Annotated in this window: 13 protein-coding genes; 6 read left to right on the forward strand and 7 right to left on the reverse strand. The window is 70.1% G+C overall.

Annotated elements, in window-relative coordinates; translation table 11 throughout:
• The first annotated feature begins 9 nt into the window (after positions 1-9).
• The gene (locus AC07NG_RS15705) at positions 10-528 is read left to right on the forward strand and encodes a VanZ family protein (RefSeq protein WP_492856949.1); all 519 of its coding nucleotides are present in this window, start codon (positions 10-12) and stop codon (positions 526-528) included.
• A 12-nt stretch (positions 529-540) separates the two neighbouring features.
• On the opposite strand, the gene AC07NG_RS15710 is transcribed toward AC07NG_RS15705, so the two are convergent.
• Positions 541-825, reverse strand: coding sequence for a hypothetical protein (locus AC07NG_RS15710; protein ID WP_110119337.1), 285 nt, complete (start codon positions 823-825; stop codon positions 541-543).
• 139 nt (positions 826-964) lie between these two features.
• Between AC07NG_RS15710 and AC07NG_RS15715 the strand changes: the two genes are divergently transcribed.
• Positions 965-1,804: a carboxylesterase family protein gene (locus tag AC07NG_RS15715; RefSeq protein WP_494595009.1), complete on the forward strand. Its 840-nt coding sequence runs from the start codon at positions 965-967 to the stop codon at positions 1,802-1,804.
• A gap of 197 nt (positions 1,805-2,001) precedes the next feature.
• On the opposite strand, the gene AC07NG_RS15720 is transcribed toward AC07NG_RS15715, so the two are convergent.
• The 3 genes from AC07NG_RS15720 to AC07NG_RS15730 all read right to left on the reverse strand — a co-directional run bounded on the left by AC07NG_RS15720 (position 2,002) and on the right by AC07NG_RS15730 (position 5,639).
• Positions 2,002-2,268 carry a helix-turn-helix domain-containing protein gene (locus AC07NG_RS15720; RefSeq protein WP_487290974.1) on the reverse strand — a complete coding sequence of 89 codons (267 nt, stop codon included), beginning with the start codon at positions 2,266-2,268 and terminating at the stop codon, positions 2,002-2,004.
• Between the two features lie 117 nt (positions 2,269-2,385).
• Positions 2,386-2,853, reverse strand: a complete 468-nt coding sequence (locus tag AC07NG_RS15725; protein ID WP_110119340.1) for a hypothetical protein — start codon at positions 2,851-2,853, stop codon at positions 2,386-2,388.
• Positions 2,854-2,894: 41 nt separating this feature from the next.
• Positions 2,895-5,639, reverse strand: coding sequence for an ATP-dependent DNA helicase (locus AC07NG_RS15730; protein ID WP_494595084.1), 2,745 nt, complete (start codon positions 5,637-5,639; stop codon positions 2,895-2,897).
• 223 nt (positions 5,640-5,862) lie between these two features.
• Here AC07NG_RS15730 and AC07NG_RS15735 point away from each other — a divergent pair, with 223 nt between their 5' ends.
• Positions 5,863-6,204 (forward strand): hypothetical protein, encoded by a 342-nt coding sequence (locus tag AC07NG_RS15735; RefSeq protein ID WP_494595012.1) that lies wholly within the window; start codon positions 5,863-5,865, stop codon positions 6,202-6,204.
• A gap of 103 nt (positions 6,205-6,307) precedes the next feature.
• The gene (locus AC07NG_RS15740) at positions 6,308-7,498 is read left to right on the forward strand and encodes an alpha/beta hydrolase (RefSeq protein WP_494595014.1); all 1,191 of its coding nucleotides are present in this window, start codon (positions 6,308-6,310) and stop codon (positions 7,496-7,498) included.
• Positions 7,499-7,504: 6 nt separating this feature from the next.
• On the opposite strand, the gene AC07NG_RS15745 is transcribed toward AC07NG_RS15740, so the two are convergent.
• Positions 7,505-7,969: a DUF3429 domain-containing protein gene (locus tag AC07NG_RS15745; RefSeq protein ID WP_487290972.1), complete on the reverse strand. Its 465-nt coding sequence runs from the start codon at positions 7,967-7,969 to the stop codon at positions 7,505-7,507.
• Positions 7,970-8,256: 287 nt separating this feature from the next.
• Entirely contained in the window at positions 8,257-11,241 is a 2,985-nt protein-coding gene (locus AC07NG_RS15750) for an SEL1-like repeat protein (RefSeq protein WP_494595016.1), read from the reverse strand.
• Positions 11,242-11,442: 201 nt separating this feature from the next.
• Between AC07NG_RS15750 and AC07NG_RS15755 the strand changes: the two genes are divergently transcribed.
• Entirely contained in the window at positions 11,443-11,655 is a 213-nt protein-coding gene (locus AC07NG_RS15755; RefSeq protein ID WP_110119342.1) for a hypothetical protein, read from the forward strand.
• On the opposite strand, the gene AC07NG_RS15760 is transcribed toward AC07NG_RS15755, so the two are convergent.
• A complete protein-coding gene (locus AC07NG_RS15760) occupies positions 11,630-13,288 on the reverse strand; it encodes a phosphatidylglycerol lysyltransferase domain-containing protein (protein ID WP_492856944.1) in 1,659 nt (552 codons plus the stop codon). The genes AC07NG_RS15755 and AC07NG_RS15760 overlap by 26 nt on opposite strands.
• A 190-nt stretch (positions 13,289-13,478) precedes the next feature.
• Here AC07NG_RS15760 and AC07NG_RS15765 point away from each other — a divergent pair, with 190 nt between their 5' ends.
• A complete protein-coding gene (locus AC07NG_RS15765) occupies positions 13,479-14,687 on the forward strand; it encodes an acyl-CoA dehydrogenase family protein (protein ID WP_494595019.1) in 1,209 nt (402 codons plus the stop codon).
• The last annotated feature ends 15 nt before the right edge of the window (positions 14,688-14,702 follow it).

The following is a 14,702-nucleotide window of genomic DNA, read 5'->3' on the forward strand; positions in this document are numbered from 1 at the left end:
GCCGAGTCCATGCTGACGCCCAACCATGTCGTGACCGCCGCCAAGGCCGTTCTGTTCGTCGGCGCGGGGACCGCCGTGACCCTGATGCTGGGCCCGTACCAGGGCCTGGAGCAGGTGTTCGGCCTCAGCGACAAGGCCGCCCACGCCCTGGCCTTCGGCGGGCTGACGGCGGTGTCGTTCCTGGCCTTCCCGCGCATGCGCCGCAACGACCTGGCGGTCGCCGCGATCCTGCTGGGCGCCAGCATCGAGGTCGCCCAGTTCTTCGCCCACCGCAGCGCCAGCGTCACCGACCTGGCGGCCGACGCGGTCGGCGTGGCGGTAGTCTATCTCGCCAGCCACATCGAGGCCGTGCGCCGCGACGCCCGCGAGCGCGGAGCCATGGATTTCGCCGACATCTCGGCCCAGAAGAACCGGCGCCGCCGTCGCCGCGGCAGCGTGGTCATGCCCGCCGCGGAATCGGCCGAAGCCGAGAGCGCCCGCGGCGGCTTCGCCGCCCGCGCCACCGCGCGGTTCCCGCGCGGGGCCTGAGGCTCTAGCGGATCAGGTGATCCGCTTGACGCTGACCGGGTCGCTGCCCGGGAAGCTCTCTTCCAGGCCCTCGTCGAGCAGGGCCTCCTGGCGGCTTTCCGAGCACTCGACCTTCTCGGCCAGCTGGTCGTGCTTCTCACCCTCGGCCAGCGGCTTTTCGGCCAGCTTGGCGTGCGGCGCCTCGATATGACGGTCCTCGGGCTTCAGCTTGGCCTCCGAAGCCGCGTCGGCGGTGCTGGACGCCGTACCGTGCGTGAAGTGGCGGCCGTCTTCCTGATGATGCTTGTGACCGATCATGATCGGCTTCTCCCGTTCTTCGCCTCAAGGGGCGTCGGGAAGTAAACCCGCCGACCAAGGTGAGGGTTGCTCCGCCCCTCCAGAAACAGGCCAGCGTCGACCACCAGACAATCGCCGCGAAGCGCGCTATGCAAACCACATGCAAAAGTCGCTTCCGCTGCTCGCCTGTCTCCTGCTCGGCGCCTGCGCCGCCACGCCGACACGCGCGCCGGGTCCCACGCCGAGCCTGGCCGTCGAGACCCGCAGCTACGCGACCACGCCCCTGCCCGCACCGGTCGACCTGCCGCCGGTCGAGGCCTTCGCCGCCGCCGACTTCACCGCCCCCGACGGCGTGCGCCTGCCCTATCGCCTGCTGTCGCCCAACACCAAGGAGCGCCTGCCGCTGGTCGTGGTGCTGCACGGCTCGGGCGCTGTGGGCGACGACAACAAGGCCCAGATGGGCGCCTTCGCCCGCAGCTGGGCCCGCTCCGAGACGGCCAAGGCCTTCCCGGCCTTCGTGCTCGTCCCCCAGGCCCCGACCCGCACGGCCGACTATGCCAAGGGCGCCGACCATCTGCTGGCCTCGCGCCCGGGCGCCAGCCTGCCGGCCATACTGGCCCTGATCGACGATCTGGCGACCCGTCTGCCGATCGACACCGACCGCATCTACCTCGTCGGCTTCTCGATGGGCGGCTCGGCGGCGATGAACGCCGCGGCCGCGCAGCCGGGCAAGTTCGCCGCCGTGGTCGCCTTCTCCGGCGTGCCGCCCGAACGCGCCCGCGCGGCCAAGGTCGCCCCGACCCCGGTGCTGATCGTCCACGGCGACAAGGACCGCGAGAACCCCTACGCCCCGGACCTGGCCTGGGCCGCCGCCCTGGCCGACGCCGGCGGCGCGGTGCGCTTCGTCTCCTACCGGGGCATGGCCCACGTCGTGCCGCCGGACATGATGCACGACAGCGCCTGGCGCGAATGGCTGTTCGCGCAGAAGCGGGGGAAGTAGGGCTTCCCCTCTCCCCTCACCAATCCATCCCGTCATTCCCGCCCTTGTGGCGGGAAACCATCTATCGGCCGCAGGTGCGGACGGGGCGACGTGCCGAGCACGTCGCTTGCACCTCACGTGTGAGCGGAACCAGGGGTTCCCGTCACAAGGGCGGGAATGACGGGATGATTTGGTAGCGCTGTGGAGGCGGCCCGCCCCTAAAGCCCCGCCCGCGTCAGGGCCTCGCGCACGACCTCGGGCGCGTGGTCGATGACCCGCAGATAGGCAAGCATGGCCGCGTCGGGGCGGGCCTCGCCGTGCTCCAGCTCGCTCAGGGTCGGCAGGGGGATGGCGAAGGCGCGGGAGAATTCGGCCTGCGAGAGACCGCTGCGCCAGCGCACCGCCTGCACCAGGGCGCGGGAAGACCGGACCTCGCTGGGCGCGGCCTTGTCGTCGATGGCGAGATCGGTGGTGGTCACGGCCATAGGATCGCTCCCTTCGCTGCTCTTCTCCCCACGACCTCTCTATACCCGCTCGATTGCACAAATTCGACGGTCGGGAGTCGCCAATACGACGGTTCGGAGGCTAGCGCGGCCGCAGGGTCAGCCTTGGGGCTTGGCCAGCAGCGCCCGCGCCTTGACCTCGACCGCCTCGACGCCCTTCAGCGGGTCGCCGGCGTCGTCGAGGATGTTGGAGAAGCGCTTGAGGTCCTGGGTGCTGATCCGCTTGATCTTGCGGTCGCGCGCCCATTCCATGCCGATCATCTGTCCCAGCTTGCAGGCCTTGGGCAGCAGGGCCGGCTTCTCGGACGCGCCGCCCTTGTTGATCAGCTTGGTGACGATGTCGTTCCAGTTGGGCGAGCCGGGGAAGCACAGCGACAGGTCCTGGCAGTTGCCCGTCCAGAAGCGCTTGTACCAGCGGGCGTGCTCGTCGTTCTCGAACCGCAGGCTGCGGGTGGGCTGGACCACGTTCAGGCAATCGCCGCGCACGAACTCCTGCGCCGACGCGGAGCCGGCCATCACGCCGGCGAGCAGCAGGGCCGTCGCCCCGATCGGAAACCGCAACTTCATCCTCCTGATATCCTCCCCCCAGGAGGATCATCACGCCGCCTTTAATCCCGCGCTTCGGACAGAAATGCGGCCGTCGCTTCAATGACTTCGACGAGCGTGAGTCTCTCTATCGTCACCCCTTCGGGCAGGCTTGAAAAGAGCCTGGTGGGGGCGGCCGCATCCAGCATGACGAAGACGCCGCGATCGTCGGCCCGGCGGATCAGGCGGCCGAAGGCCTGGCTGATGCGGGCGCGGGCGATGGAGTCGTCATAGCCCTTGCCCCCGAACTTGGTGCGCCGCGCCTTGTGCAGGATGTCCGGACGCGGCCACGGCACGCGGTCGAAGACCAGCAGGCGCAGGGACCGCCCCGGCACGTCCACGCCATCCCTGATCGCGTCCGTGCCCAGCAGGCACGCGTCCTCCTCGGCCCGGAAGATGTCGACCAGGGCCCCGGCCTCCAGCGGATCGACGTGCTGGGCGTAGAGCGGCAGGCCCTTGTCGGCCAGCGGCGCGGCGATGCGCTCGTGCACGGCCTTCAGCCGGCGGATGGCGGTGAACAGGCCCAGCGCCCCGCCGTTGGCCGCCAGGAACAGCTCGCGCATGGCCGCCGAGACCTGCCGCGCGTCCTCCTTGTTGACGTCGGTGACGACGAAGGCGCGGGCGTTCTTCTCGTAGTCGAAGGGCGAGACCAGGCGCAGCACCTTGGGCGGCTGCGGCAGGCGGGCCGCGCCGGTGCGCATCTCGGCCAGGGCGAACGGATCTTCGAGCGCCGGATCGACCAGGGTGGCGCTGGTCACCAGCACCCCGTGGGCGGGGCTCAGCACCGCCGCGCGCAGCGGCTCGGTCGGATCCACCCAGTGGCGGCGGCAGGCGGCATCGACGACACGGCCGTAGAGGAAGGTCGCCTCGAACCAGTCGACGAAGTCGGGATCGTCCTCGGCGTCCTCGTCGATGGCCTTGAGGATCGAGCGCCAGGCCGGCAGGGTCATGCGCGCCCGGCGGTCCAGGCCCCGCAGCGCGCCTTCGATGCGCGCCCGTTCGGACGGCCCCAGATGCTCGGCGTCCTCGTCGAGCACGTCCTCCAGCTGGCGAGCCAGGGCCAGCAGCGGGGCCTCGATCCCGGCCAGGGCGCGGGCGGCCTCGCCGGCCCGCTCGCGCACCAGTTCGACGGCCGGACGGGCGGCGCACTGCATGCCCTGCTCAGGCGTGCCCCGCTCGCTGGAGCGGGCGCGCAGCTGCTCGATGACGGCCACGAGGTAGTTCTCGATCGGCCCGATCGGATTGACCTGACCGTCCGGCGGCGCGATCCGCCCCGACCAGCCCTCGCCCGGCAGGGCGGTGGCGGCCTGGATCACGGCGCTCAGAGCCTGGCGGGCGCTTTCCTTGTCGCCCAGGATGTCGAGCAGCCGGGCCTCCAGCCCCCTGCCCCGCCGTCCGCGCCCTTCCGGCCCCCGGATCCAGCGGCGCAGCTCGGCGGCCTCGGCGCCGGAGAGCGCGGCGGAGAAGGCGCTGTCGGCGGCGTCGAACAGGTGGTGGCCCTCGTCGAACACCACCCGCTTGACCGCCGTGGTCTCGTTGTCGCCCTTCAGCCCGCGCGCCGCCCGGGCGCCGTCGAAGGCCGCCTGGGTCATGACCAGGGCGTGGTTGGCGATCACCAGGTCGGCGCGCTTGGAGGCCCGCACGGCCTTCTCGATGAAGCAGACGCGATAGTGCTGGCAGCCGGCGTGGATGCACTCGCCCCGGCGATCGACCAGGTTGGCGGCGCTGGCTTGAGCAGACGGCGGCACGGAAAACAGGGTCGGCAGCCAGGCCGGATAGTCGCCGCCGGTCATGTCGCCGTCGCGGCTGACCCGCGACCAGCGGGCAGCCAAAGCCAGGCCCACGAGGTCGCCGTTGCCCAGCTGGGCGCCGTTGACCTGCTCCTGCAGGTTCAGCAGGCACAGATAGTTCTCACGCCCCTTGCGGACCACGGCCTTGCGGGCGCGCACCAGGGCGTCGGGATAGATGGCGGCGCTCTCGCGCTCGATCTGGCGCTGCAGGGCGCGGGTATAGGTGCTGATCCACACCGACGGTCCGTTGGCCTCGGCCCAGACGCTGGCGGGGGCGAGGTAACCGAGCGTCTTGCCGACGCCGGTGCCGGCCTCGGCCAACATCATTCGCGGCTCGCCTTCCCGCTCGCGCGGCTGGAAGGCGTAGGACGTCTCGCGGGCGTAGGTGTCCTGGGCTTCGCGCACCTCGTCCAGGCCGGCGCGGGCCAGCAGCGACTTCAGGCGCTCGGACGCGGCCTCGGGATCGATCGGACGCGACAGCGGCTCGCCGACCGGCGCCTGATCCTCCCACTCCACCAGCCGCGACCAGACGTCGAGGCCCGAGCTGCGGAACTGGTTGCCGACCGGAACCGAGCGCAGCGCGCCGACCACCGCGGGGCCCCAGGCCCAGCCGGCCCGGGCCAGGGTCTCGGCCACGGCGAGAGCCTCTTCCCGCGAGGGGCGGGGCGTCAGGGCCAGTTCGCGCAGCAGGGCGTCAGCCGCCTCGCGCAGGGTCTGGGCCTGGGCGGCCGCGCCGCGCGGCTCGGGCAGGCCCAGGGCCATGGCCAGGCCCACGGCGGACGGCGCGCAGAAGGTCGCCGGCCGGGTGAAGGCGTAGAGCTCCAGCACGTCGAAGATCGCCGGGCTGCGGAACGGCGCGTGCAGGTTCAGGCGCTTGGCGGTCATGGCCGCGTGAGCCACCAGCACAGGCCCGTGCTCGAAGAGATCGCGGGCGTCCGGCGGTCGGACGGCGCGGCCCTCGCCCATACCGTCGGCCATGCCGGCGCGCGGGCCCGGCAGCACCACCAGGGCCGGGGCAAGGTCGAGACTCGAAGGAAGGGCGCTCACGGCCCGCTGATTAACACTTCACGGCGGGGAAACGAACGGGCAACTGCGCTCCTCTTCGTCGGCCGGCGCTAGCTAGGCCTTTGGATCGTCCGCGCCTCATGCGGCGTTAGCGCGGAGAATTCACCCGTACGTCCACTTGGGGAGACCCCGCCCGATGCGCCCGCTGATCCCGAGTCTGGCCCTGCTTCTGGCGCTGTCGGCCTGCGCCAGCAATCCGGCCCCGCGCGACACCGTCGCCAGGCTGGACCCGAACCAGCCGCGCTACGACACCGCCAAGTGCCGCAAGGCCCGGGCCGAGGCCGAACAGTACAACGACCACCGTATCGTCCGCGCCGTCGTCGGCGTCGGCGGCAATGTCGTGGTCCCCTTCGCCGGCGCGGCGGCGGGCACGGCGCTGAGCCACCGCCTGGAGAAGAAGAAGGCCAAGCTGAACCACGCCGTGGCCAAGGCCTGCCTCGACGATCCCCTGGCCCAGAAGGCGGTCGCGGCGCGGTGACCTGGGTCGCGACAGAACTAAACCATAGATTGTTTGATGGGTGAAACTCAGCTATGGTGAACAACCATCGGCGAAACCGCCATGGTCGCTCTGGGGGGAGCACATGGCCATCGCTCGTTCAATTGTCGGCGTCGTCCTGGCGATGGCGCTTTGCGCCTGCGAGAACCCCACTACGGGCGGTGGAACGCAAACGCCGAAGGGCGGCCAGGCCGTCGCTCAGGAGCACACTTCAGATCCGCAACCATCAAACGGAGAGCCCGCCGGGCGGCGCACGCCCAATCCAGAGGCCGAGCTGCAGCAGATCGCCGACACTATCGCCGACCGCCCCACGCGAGGAATCTTCGTCGCCACCAATCGTGAGGTCCTAGACCGGAACAAGAAGAGCTTTTCCGATCAAGTCGGGCCCGGCCTGACCTATGGCATCGCATACCAGCCAGTCCTGGCGGTCGCGGGCGGCGTGCAGCCCAAGCGGTACGCGCTGGACTACAAGTTCGCCCAACCGAACGCCTTCTTCGATTATATCGCCAAGCGCCAAGCCGACGCGAAGGACTATCCCAAACACATCGCCGTCTTCGTTCACGGCTTCCGCCAGAAGCCCGATCAGGCGATGTCGGCGGCCATCGCCATCAAGTCGCTGCTCCGGTTCGACGGCCCCTTCGTGCTGTTCATGTGGCCGTCGATCGGCGCGGTGGAAAACTACGGAACCGATCGTCTCAAAGCCGAGGTGTCCGACCAGGCCTTGTCCCAGCTGCTCTGCGAACTGGCCGCCCGAAATCCAGGAGCCAAGATCACGGTCCTGGCCCACAGCATGGGCAGCTACCTGACGATCAACACTTTGCAGGACTTCGCGCAGGACTGTCCCGCCAAGCCCAAGCTCAACGCCCTGGTGATGTTCTCCCCAGACCTGCCGATCTCGCTGGCCCAGGCCCGAGCGCCGCGAACGGTCGCCAGCGTCGGCAGCGCCACGGCCTATGTCTCGGAGTACGATTTGGCCGTCAGGACCTCAAAACAGGTCTGGAAAGACCCCAATCTCGGCATCGTGCTCAACAGGACGCCTTCCGTCGTTCCGGGGATCGCATCCATAAACGTATCGGCGCTACAGCTTGGGCCATTCGACTTGCAGTCGCTGAACCACGACTCCTACGCCTATAGCCAGGTCGTGGACGACGTCTATCACCTGCTACGTGACGACCAGACGGATCCGGTCAAGCGCAGCACCAGGACCAGCAAAATGACGCGTCCAGATGATCACCGTGTCTACTACGTGATAGACGGGGCCCGGAAAGGCTCCTGAAGCCCTCTACAGCGCCAGGGCCTGCTCCAGGGCGAAGGCCAGCGACAGGGCCGCGCCGGTGGTCAGCAGGGTGCGCAGGCGGGGACGCCAGGCGGGACCCTCGTGGCTGGTGACGTCCCACAGCCACTGCAGCAGGAACACGAACAGGAAGCCGGAAAGCTGCCAGGCGGCGCCGAAACGCTCGGCCCCCAGCATCAGCGCCACCCCGGCCAGCGGCGGCAGCAGCGACAGCGCCAGCGTCAGCCAGCGCGGACGGAGGTGGTCGATCTCGAGCCCGCAGCGCACGCCGCCGAGATAGGACAGCATGGCCGTCGAATAGGCCAGCAGGGCCACCAGGGCCGGACCGCGCTGCGAGACGGGGCCGTAACAGAACAGGCCCGAGGCGGCGACGAAGGGAACCAGGGTCGCCAGGCCGAACACCCATACGGTGCGCGGAACCGGCACGCGCTCGCTCACGTGATCCGTCGTCAAGATCAGCACTCCTTCGGAAGGCTCGAGAGCCATCCCCCCACCCCGTCTGCGGCCGTCGGCGTCACGCCGGTCGCGTAACTCACAGCAACGATAGACCAGACCGCGCGTCGAATTGTTTCACCCGTCGCGGGTTTGCGTCGAAACGATGACTATCACCTAGGTCGGCGCGCAGGTCCACTTGGGATGCACTGGGGGATGCACTCGAGGATGCGGCAGGTCCGTAAATACGAAGACGCCCCCGGCACTTGCGTCCCGGGGGCGTCGTCTGGATCGGATGCCGGTCGGGCCTAGTAGGCCGAGAGCCGCTTCAGGGTCTCGCCGTCCAGGCCGCCGGAGGTCGGCAGGCTCTGGTCGCGCTGGAAGGCCTGGATGGCCATGCGCAGGGCCGGCGACGGCGCGCCGTCCTGCGGACCTTGATAGTAGCCGAGGCGCGACAGGGCGCGCTGGGCGGTGGCCATGCCGGCCGACGGCGCGGCGGCGGCCGTCGCCACCAGGGTCGTGCGCGGCGCGGCGGCCAGGCGCGAGCGGAACGACTCGGCCGAGCGTTCGGCGATGCGCTGGCTTTCCGGGGTCAGCTGGCCGCGCAGGCGGGTCGCCTGGGTGCGGGCCTCGCCGTCGCCGGCGCGGGCCGCGATCAGATACCAGCGATAGGCCTCGGCCGGGTTCTGGGCGACGCCCGTGCCCTTCTCGTACAGCCGGCCCATGTTGAACTGGCTGTCGACCAGGCCGGCCTCGGCCGCCTTGCGGAACCAGTTGGCGGCCGTCGTCCAGTTCTGCGGGCCGCCCTGGCCGCGCGAGGCGAACAGGCCGACATTGTGCATGGCGCTGGCGTCGCCGCCCTGGGCCGCGCGCTCATACCAGCGGCGGGCCTCGACCGGATCCTTCTTCAGGCCGCCCTCGCCCATCTCGTACATCTTGGCCAGCACGAACTGGGCCTTGGGCAGGCCGAGGTTGGCGGCCTTGCGCAGCGGGGCGATGCCGGCGCGGTCCTTGGCTTCCAGCAGGCTGACGGCGTCGGCGAACAGGGCCTCGCCGGTGTCGACCGCAGGCTCGGCGGCGGGAGCCGGCGTCGGCGCCGTGACGGTCGCGGCCGTGGTCTGGGCGACCGGGGCCACCACAGCCATGGCCACGCGCGGCTGGGCCGGGGTGGTGTCGGCTTCGGCCGACTTGATCTCGACGTCGGAGGCGCGGCCGGCGATGGCCTTGGCCACGCGGTCGTTGACGCCGACGCCATCGCGATCGGTCTTCAGGGTGGCGGCGGCCATGCCCACGCCCAGCACGGCGGCGCCGCCCGAGACCAGCAGGGCCGCGACCAGGGTCGACGAGGCGCCGCGCTTGGACTTCTTGGGCAGAGCCTTGCCGAAACCGGCGAACAGCGACTTGGCCGGGGCCTTCTCGGCCTTGGCGGGCTTGGCGGGCTTGATCTTGGCCTTGCTCTCGGCGCCGGCGGCCGCGGCGCGGGCGGCGGCGCGGGCCTGCTCGATGACCTCGCGGGTCGACATCGGGCGGGTCGAGACCGGGGCGGCCTGCGGCTCGGGATCGAAGGCGTCGGCCTCGAAGGCCGGCTCGCGGACCGGCGGGGTCACGGCGAAGCCGTCGGCGGCCTCGAAGTCCTCGTCGGCGAAGCCGGGCGCTTCGGGCTCCTCGATCGGGAAGTCGGGCTCGAATGCGGCGGGGGCGCTGAAGGCCGGAGCCGGGACGGGGGCGGCGGCCGGCGGGAAGCTCGGCTGCGGGAAGGTCGGCTGCTCGAATACGTCCTCGCTGACGGCCTCGCCGCCGAACGAGAAACGGTCTTCGCCGAAGGGCGAGTGCCCCGCAGGAGCCTGGCGGGTCGGGGTCGGCGCGGGGGCCGGGGTCTCGGCCAGGCGACGCTGGGCGTCGGCCAGGCGGGTGTCGATCTTTTCGCGGGCCTCGTCGAGCAGGCGCGCGGTGCGCTCCTCCGACTGGCGGATGCGGTCGATCAGTTCCTGCGAGCTGCGCTCGGCGCGCTGGTTCAGGCGGTCGGTAACCCTAACCACCTGGTCGCCGACGTCGTCGATGGCGAGCGCGTTGCGGCGCTCCGAGGCGCTGATGCGCTCGGCCAGCTTCTCGGTGATGCGGGCGATCTCGACGCCCAGCTTCTCAAGGGCCTGGGCCTGGACGCTGTCGTTGCGATTGAGCTTGTGCTCGACGCTGGCGGCGATGCGCGCCACCTCGCCGCCGACCTGCTCGATGGCGTTGGCCTGGCGGGCTTCCGAGGTCTGGATGCGGCGGTTGAAGGCGTCGGCCAGGCCGACGACCTCGCGGCCCATGCGCTCGATGGCCTGGGCCGAGCGCTGCTCGGCGGCCTGGATATGGGCGGTCATCTCGCCCAGCTTGCGCTCCATGCGGTCGAAGCGGCCGTCGGCCGTCTCGCGCAGCTTGGCGGCCATCTCGACGCGAGCGGCTTCCATCTTGGCCGACAGGCTGCCGGCCAGTTCCTCGAGACGCTTCTGGGCGCTGCCGCCGTCGCCCTCGACGGCCGACAGGCGGTTGTCCAGGGCCGAGAACGAACCGCCCAGCGCCTGCAGCGCCTCGGCGGTGCGGGCCTCGGCGGCTTCCAGGCGTTCCTGAAGACGGGCGACGACTTCTTCCACCACGGCCGAAGCCGGGGCGGCCTCTTTAGCCGCCACCTTGGCTTCCAGCGAGGCCAGGGTCTCGCGGGTGCGGCTTTCGCCTTCATACAGGTGGTTGGCCACGCGGCCGACGGCGCTTTCCAGCGCGCGCAGGGCCTCGGCCGAGCGCGGGCCGGCGGCCTCGTTCTCGACGCGGCGCAGACGCTCGGCGTTGCGGGTCTGCTCGCTCTTGATCTCGTCGGCCAGGCCCTCGAAGCGGGCGGCGACGGCGATCTGCTCTCGTTCGGAGCTCGACAGGCGCTGCAGAGCCCCGCGCACCGACTGGTCGATGCCGGTGATGGCCTGGGCCGAACGGGCCTCGGCGGCCTCGATGCGCTGGGTCAGGCGGTCGAGCGCCGTGGCCATCCGGCCCACCTCGTCGGCGGGATGCTCGGGAGCCTCGATGCGCGGCGGCGCCTCGACGCGGTCGGCCTCAAGGTAAATAGCGCGGCCGTTCGAACGGCCAGTATCGTTAACGGGATCGGCGGGCGGAGCATCGAAACCGGCGGAATCGCCTTCGATGATCATCCGGTTCAGCCACTCACCGAGGGTCATGCCCGAGCGACGGGCGAGGTCCTTGGCGACCTCCCGTGCTTTCGGGTCAATACCCTTTACGCTCCATGGAGCCGCGGCAGTCATGCGAATCGTTCTCCCCGCACCTGGGGACCCACGCTAGTCACCGATTCCTAGCGTGTAAACGCGACCGAAACGCTAGATGTAGCGTTCCTGTGGACAGGTTAACAGACACAGTTACCAAGGTATGTACAGAGGATTCGGTTCCCGTGTGTTAACGCGCATTAACCTATTGCCAGGCCGATTGTCGCAGGCCATTTGCGCCCGATGGACATGATCCCCACCCTGATCGCGGGCGCGACGACGATCGCCCTGACCGTGCTTTTCGGCTGGCTGGGCGCGCGTCCTTCCAACCCCGCAAGGGGTCCGCGCATGGCGCCGTGGCGTCCGCTGATGATGGTGACGGCGGTGGCGACCCTGCTTCTGGCCGCTCACGCGCTCAATCTGCTGGGCTTTAAGACGGGCGACCCGCGCTATTAGGTCGCGGCCGCTTGGTCAGTCCGGAGACGCCGCCGGACGACATCAGGCCGATGTCGGCGAGCAGAAACGGGATAGCCCAGCGACGAGGTGCCGCAATGTAGCGCGGCTGCCAAACCGGATCGTACTTGTCCTTGTAGCGTCGCACGCCCTGGAAATTGTAGATTCCCTCGCCGCGCTCGTAGAGCAGACGGCCCACGCGCGACATGATCGGGGCCAGCGGGCGGTCGTCCAGGCCCGCCAGCGGGGCCATGCCGAACTCGAACGCCGTATAGCCCTCCGCCTTGCCCCACTGCAGGAGCTCGACGAACAGGTAGTCCATGATGTTCTTGGGCGCCTCGTCGGAGTAGCGCATCAGGTCCATCGAGAACGAGGCCTTGTGGGCCGTGGTCCACAGGGTGGCGAAGGCGACGATGCGGCCTTCCGAGCGCACCAGGGCGACCGGGAACTCGGCGACATAGCGCGGATCGAAGCCGCCCATCGAGAACTGCTTCTCGCCGCCGGCGTGGTGGGCCAGCCAGGAGTCGGAGATCACCCGCAGTTCGGCCATCACCGTCATGGCGGCGCCGGCCGGGATCATTTCGAACGCCGCCCCGCCCTCGCCCGCCTTGCGCCAGTTGCGGCGCAGGACCTCGCGACGGCGGCCCGCCAGGGAGAAGCTCTCCAGCGGCACCACGGCGCTCTCGCCGGTCTTCTGGATGGCGAGACCCAGATCCACGGTGTCGGGCAGGTCCTCGGGGCCGAGGGCGTAGAAGCCGGCCCGCGCCGCGTGGGCGTCGGCCAGTTCGCGGAAGCGCCAGAACAGCTCCATGCGCTCGTCGTCGCGGCCCACGGGCGGACCCATGGCGATCCACGAGCGGCGGCGCACGCCGAACATCAGGAAGCTCTCGCCCGAGGCCGAGAACAGGAAGCGCTTGTCGCCCAGCAGGGCCAGGTTCGAGGCCGGCTCTGCGGCTTCCGCCTTGGCCAGGATCGCCCGCACGCGGTCGAAGTCGGGATCGGTGTCGTCCACGACCGGCGGCGTCGCCGGGGTGGCGATCAGCCGCCACAGGCCGATGCCCATCAGAACCACCGCCGCGGCGATCGACGAGCGGATGGCCCGCGCGGCCTCCTTGTCGCCCATGATCCGCATCCACGAGCGGTCGGCGTATTCGGTGTGGTGGAACATCCACCAGCCCAGGAAGGCCGCCCCGCCAATGGCCGCGGCCGCCGACAGCAGCCAGCCGGGCGTGATCTCCATCCGCGACAGGGCCGCCTTGCGGGGGAAGGCCTCGTGGAACGGCACGATGGCCAGGAAGAAGGCGCTCAGCGTCGCCGTCTCTTCCCAGTTCAGGCCCTTGAAGATCGCCAGCACCGCGCCGGCCGCCAGCATCACCAGGGTCGCCCACCAGGCCGCATCCAGCCTAGCGCGCAGGCCGAAGGCCAGCAGCACCAGAACCAGGCCCAGGATCGACGAGACGAAGTGGCTGATCTCGATCAGCGCCGATGGGGCGAAGGCCAGCAGGATGGCGAAGCGCGTGGGTTCCGACGGCGTCGCGCCCGAGGCCAGCAGCAGCACGCCGGCCGAAGCGGCCAGGATCGCCGCCAGCGTCGGCGCGATCGCCAAGGCGGCGGGTCTCAGTTCTGGCGCGGACATCAAGACCCCTGATCGGCGAATCCCGGACCGGGAAACGTCATCGGCGCTTCTATAACGCCTTCGGGACGTTCCCGTCGCGCGTCGCGATGCGAACGATTGTTTGAATCGACTTGCTCCCAGCGTTCCGTGGCGTAGTCTGCCCTCCGAAGCGGGCCGACAAGCGCCCGAGACGTACCAGGGAGCCCCCGCCATGGCCGACTTCGGCGCCACCGAACTCGACACCTTCCGCGCCGAAACGCGCGCCTGGCTGGAGGCCAACTGCCCGCCCTCCATGCGCACCCCGATCGCCGACGAGAAGGAAGCCCCCTGGGGCGGCGCCAGGGCGCAGTGGAAGAACCCCGACGCCAAGCTCTGGCTCGATCGTATGGCCGACAAGGGCTGGACCGCGCCGATGTGGCCCAAGCAATATGGCGGCGGCGGTCTCTCGAAGGCCGAGAACAAGGTGCTCGAGCAGGAGCTGCGCCGCATCAAGGCCCGCCCCGCCCTGATGAGCTTCGGCGTCTGGATGCTCGGCCCCGTCCTGCTGGAATACGCCACCGAGGAGCAGAAGCAGCGTTTCCTGCCCGGCATCGTCCGTGGCGAGACCCGCTGGTGCCAGGGCTACAGCGAGCCCGGCGCCGGCTCCGACCTCGCCGCCCTCCAGACCAAATGCGAGGATAAGGGCGACCACTGGCTGATCAACGGCCAGAAGGTGTGGACCAGCTACGCCGACCAGGCCGACTGGATCTTCTGCCTGGTGCGCACCGACACCTCCAAGAAGCACGAGGGCATCTCGTTCGTGCTGTTCGACATGACCTCGCCCGGCGTCGAAGCCCGCCCGATCAAGCTGATCAGCGGCTCCTCGCCGTTCTGCGAGACCTTCTTCGACAATGTGAAGGTCCCCAAGGAGCAGCTGGTCGGCAAGGTCAACGGCGGCTGGGAGATCGCCAAGCGCCTGCTCCAGTACGAGCGCCAGAACATCAGCGCCTCGGGCTTCGGCGGCAACGCCGGGCTCGACGTGGCCGAAGCCGCCAAGACCCATGTCGGCGTCGACGCTGAAGGCCGGATCGCCGACGGCGACCTGCGCACCCGCATCGCCGCCCACAAGATGGACGCCCACGCCTTCCTGCTCACCGTCCGCCGGGCGGAAGCGGAGTCCAAGACCGGCTCTGGCCCCAGCGCCGCCGTCTCGATCATCAAGTACGCCGCCGCCAAGATGAACCAGGAGCGCACCGAGCTGCTGGTCGAGGCGCTGGGCCTGCAGGGCCTGGGCTGGGAAGGCGAAGGCTTCACCCCCGACGAGATCGCCGCCCTGCGCGCCATGCTGCGCGCCAAGGGCAACTCCATCGAGGGCGGCACCAGCGAGGTGAACCTCAACGTCGTCGCCAAGCGCGTGCTTGGCCTGCTCGATCACCAGTGACAGCCTTCCGCCAGA

It is taken from the genome of Caulobacter sp. GW821-FHT10C03, from assembly GCF_059415485.1.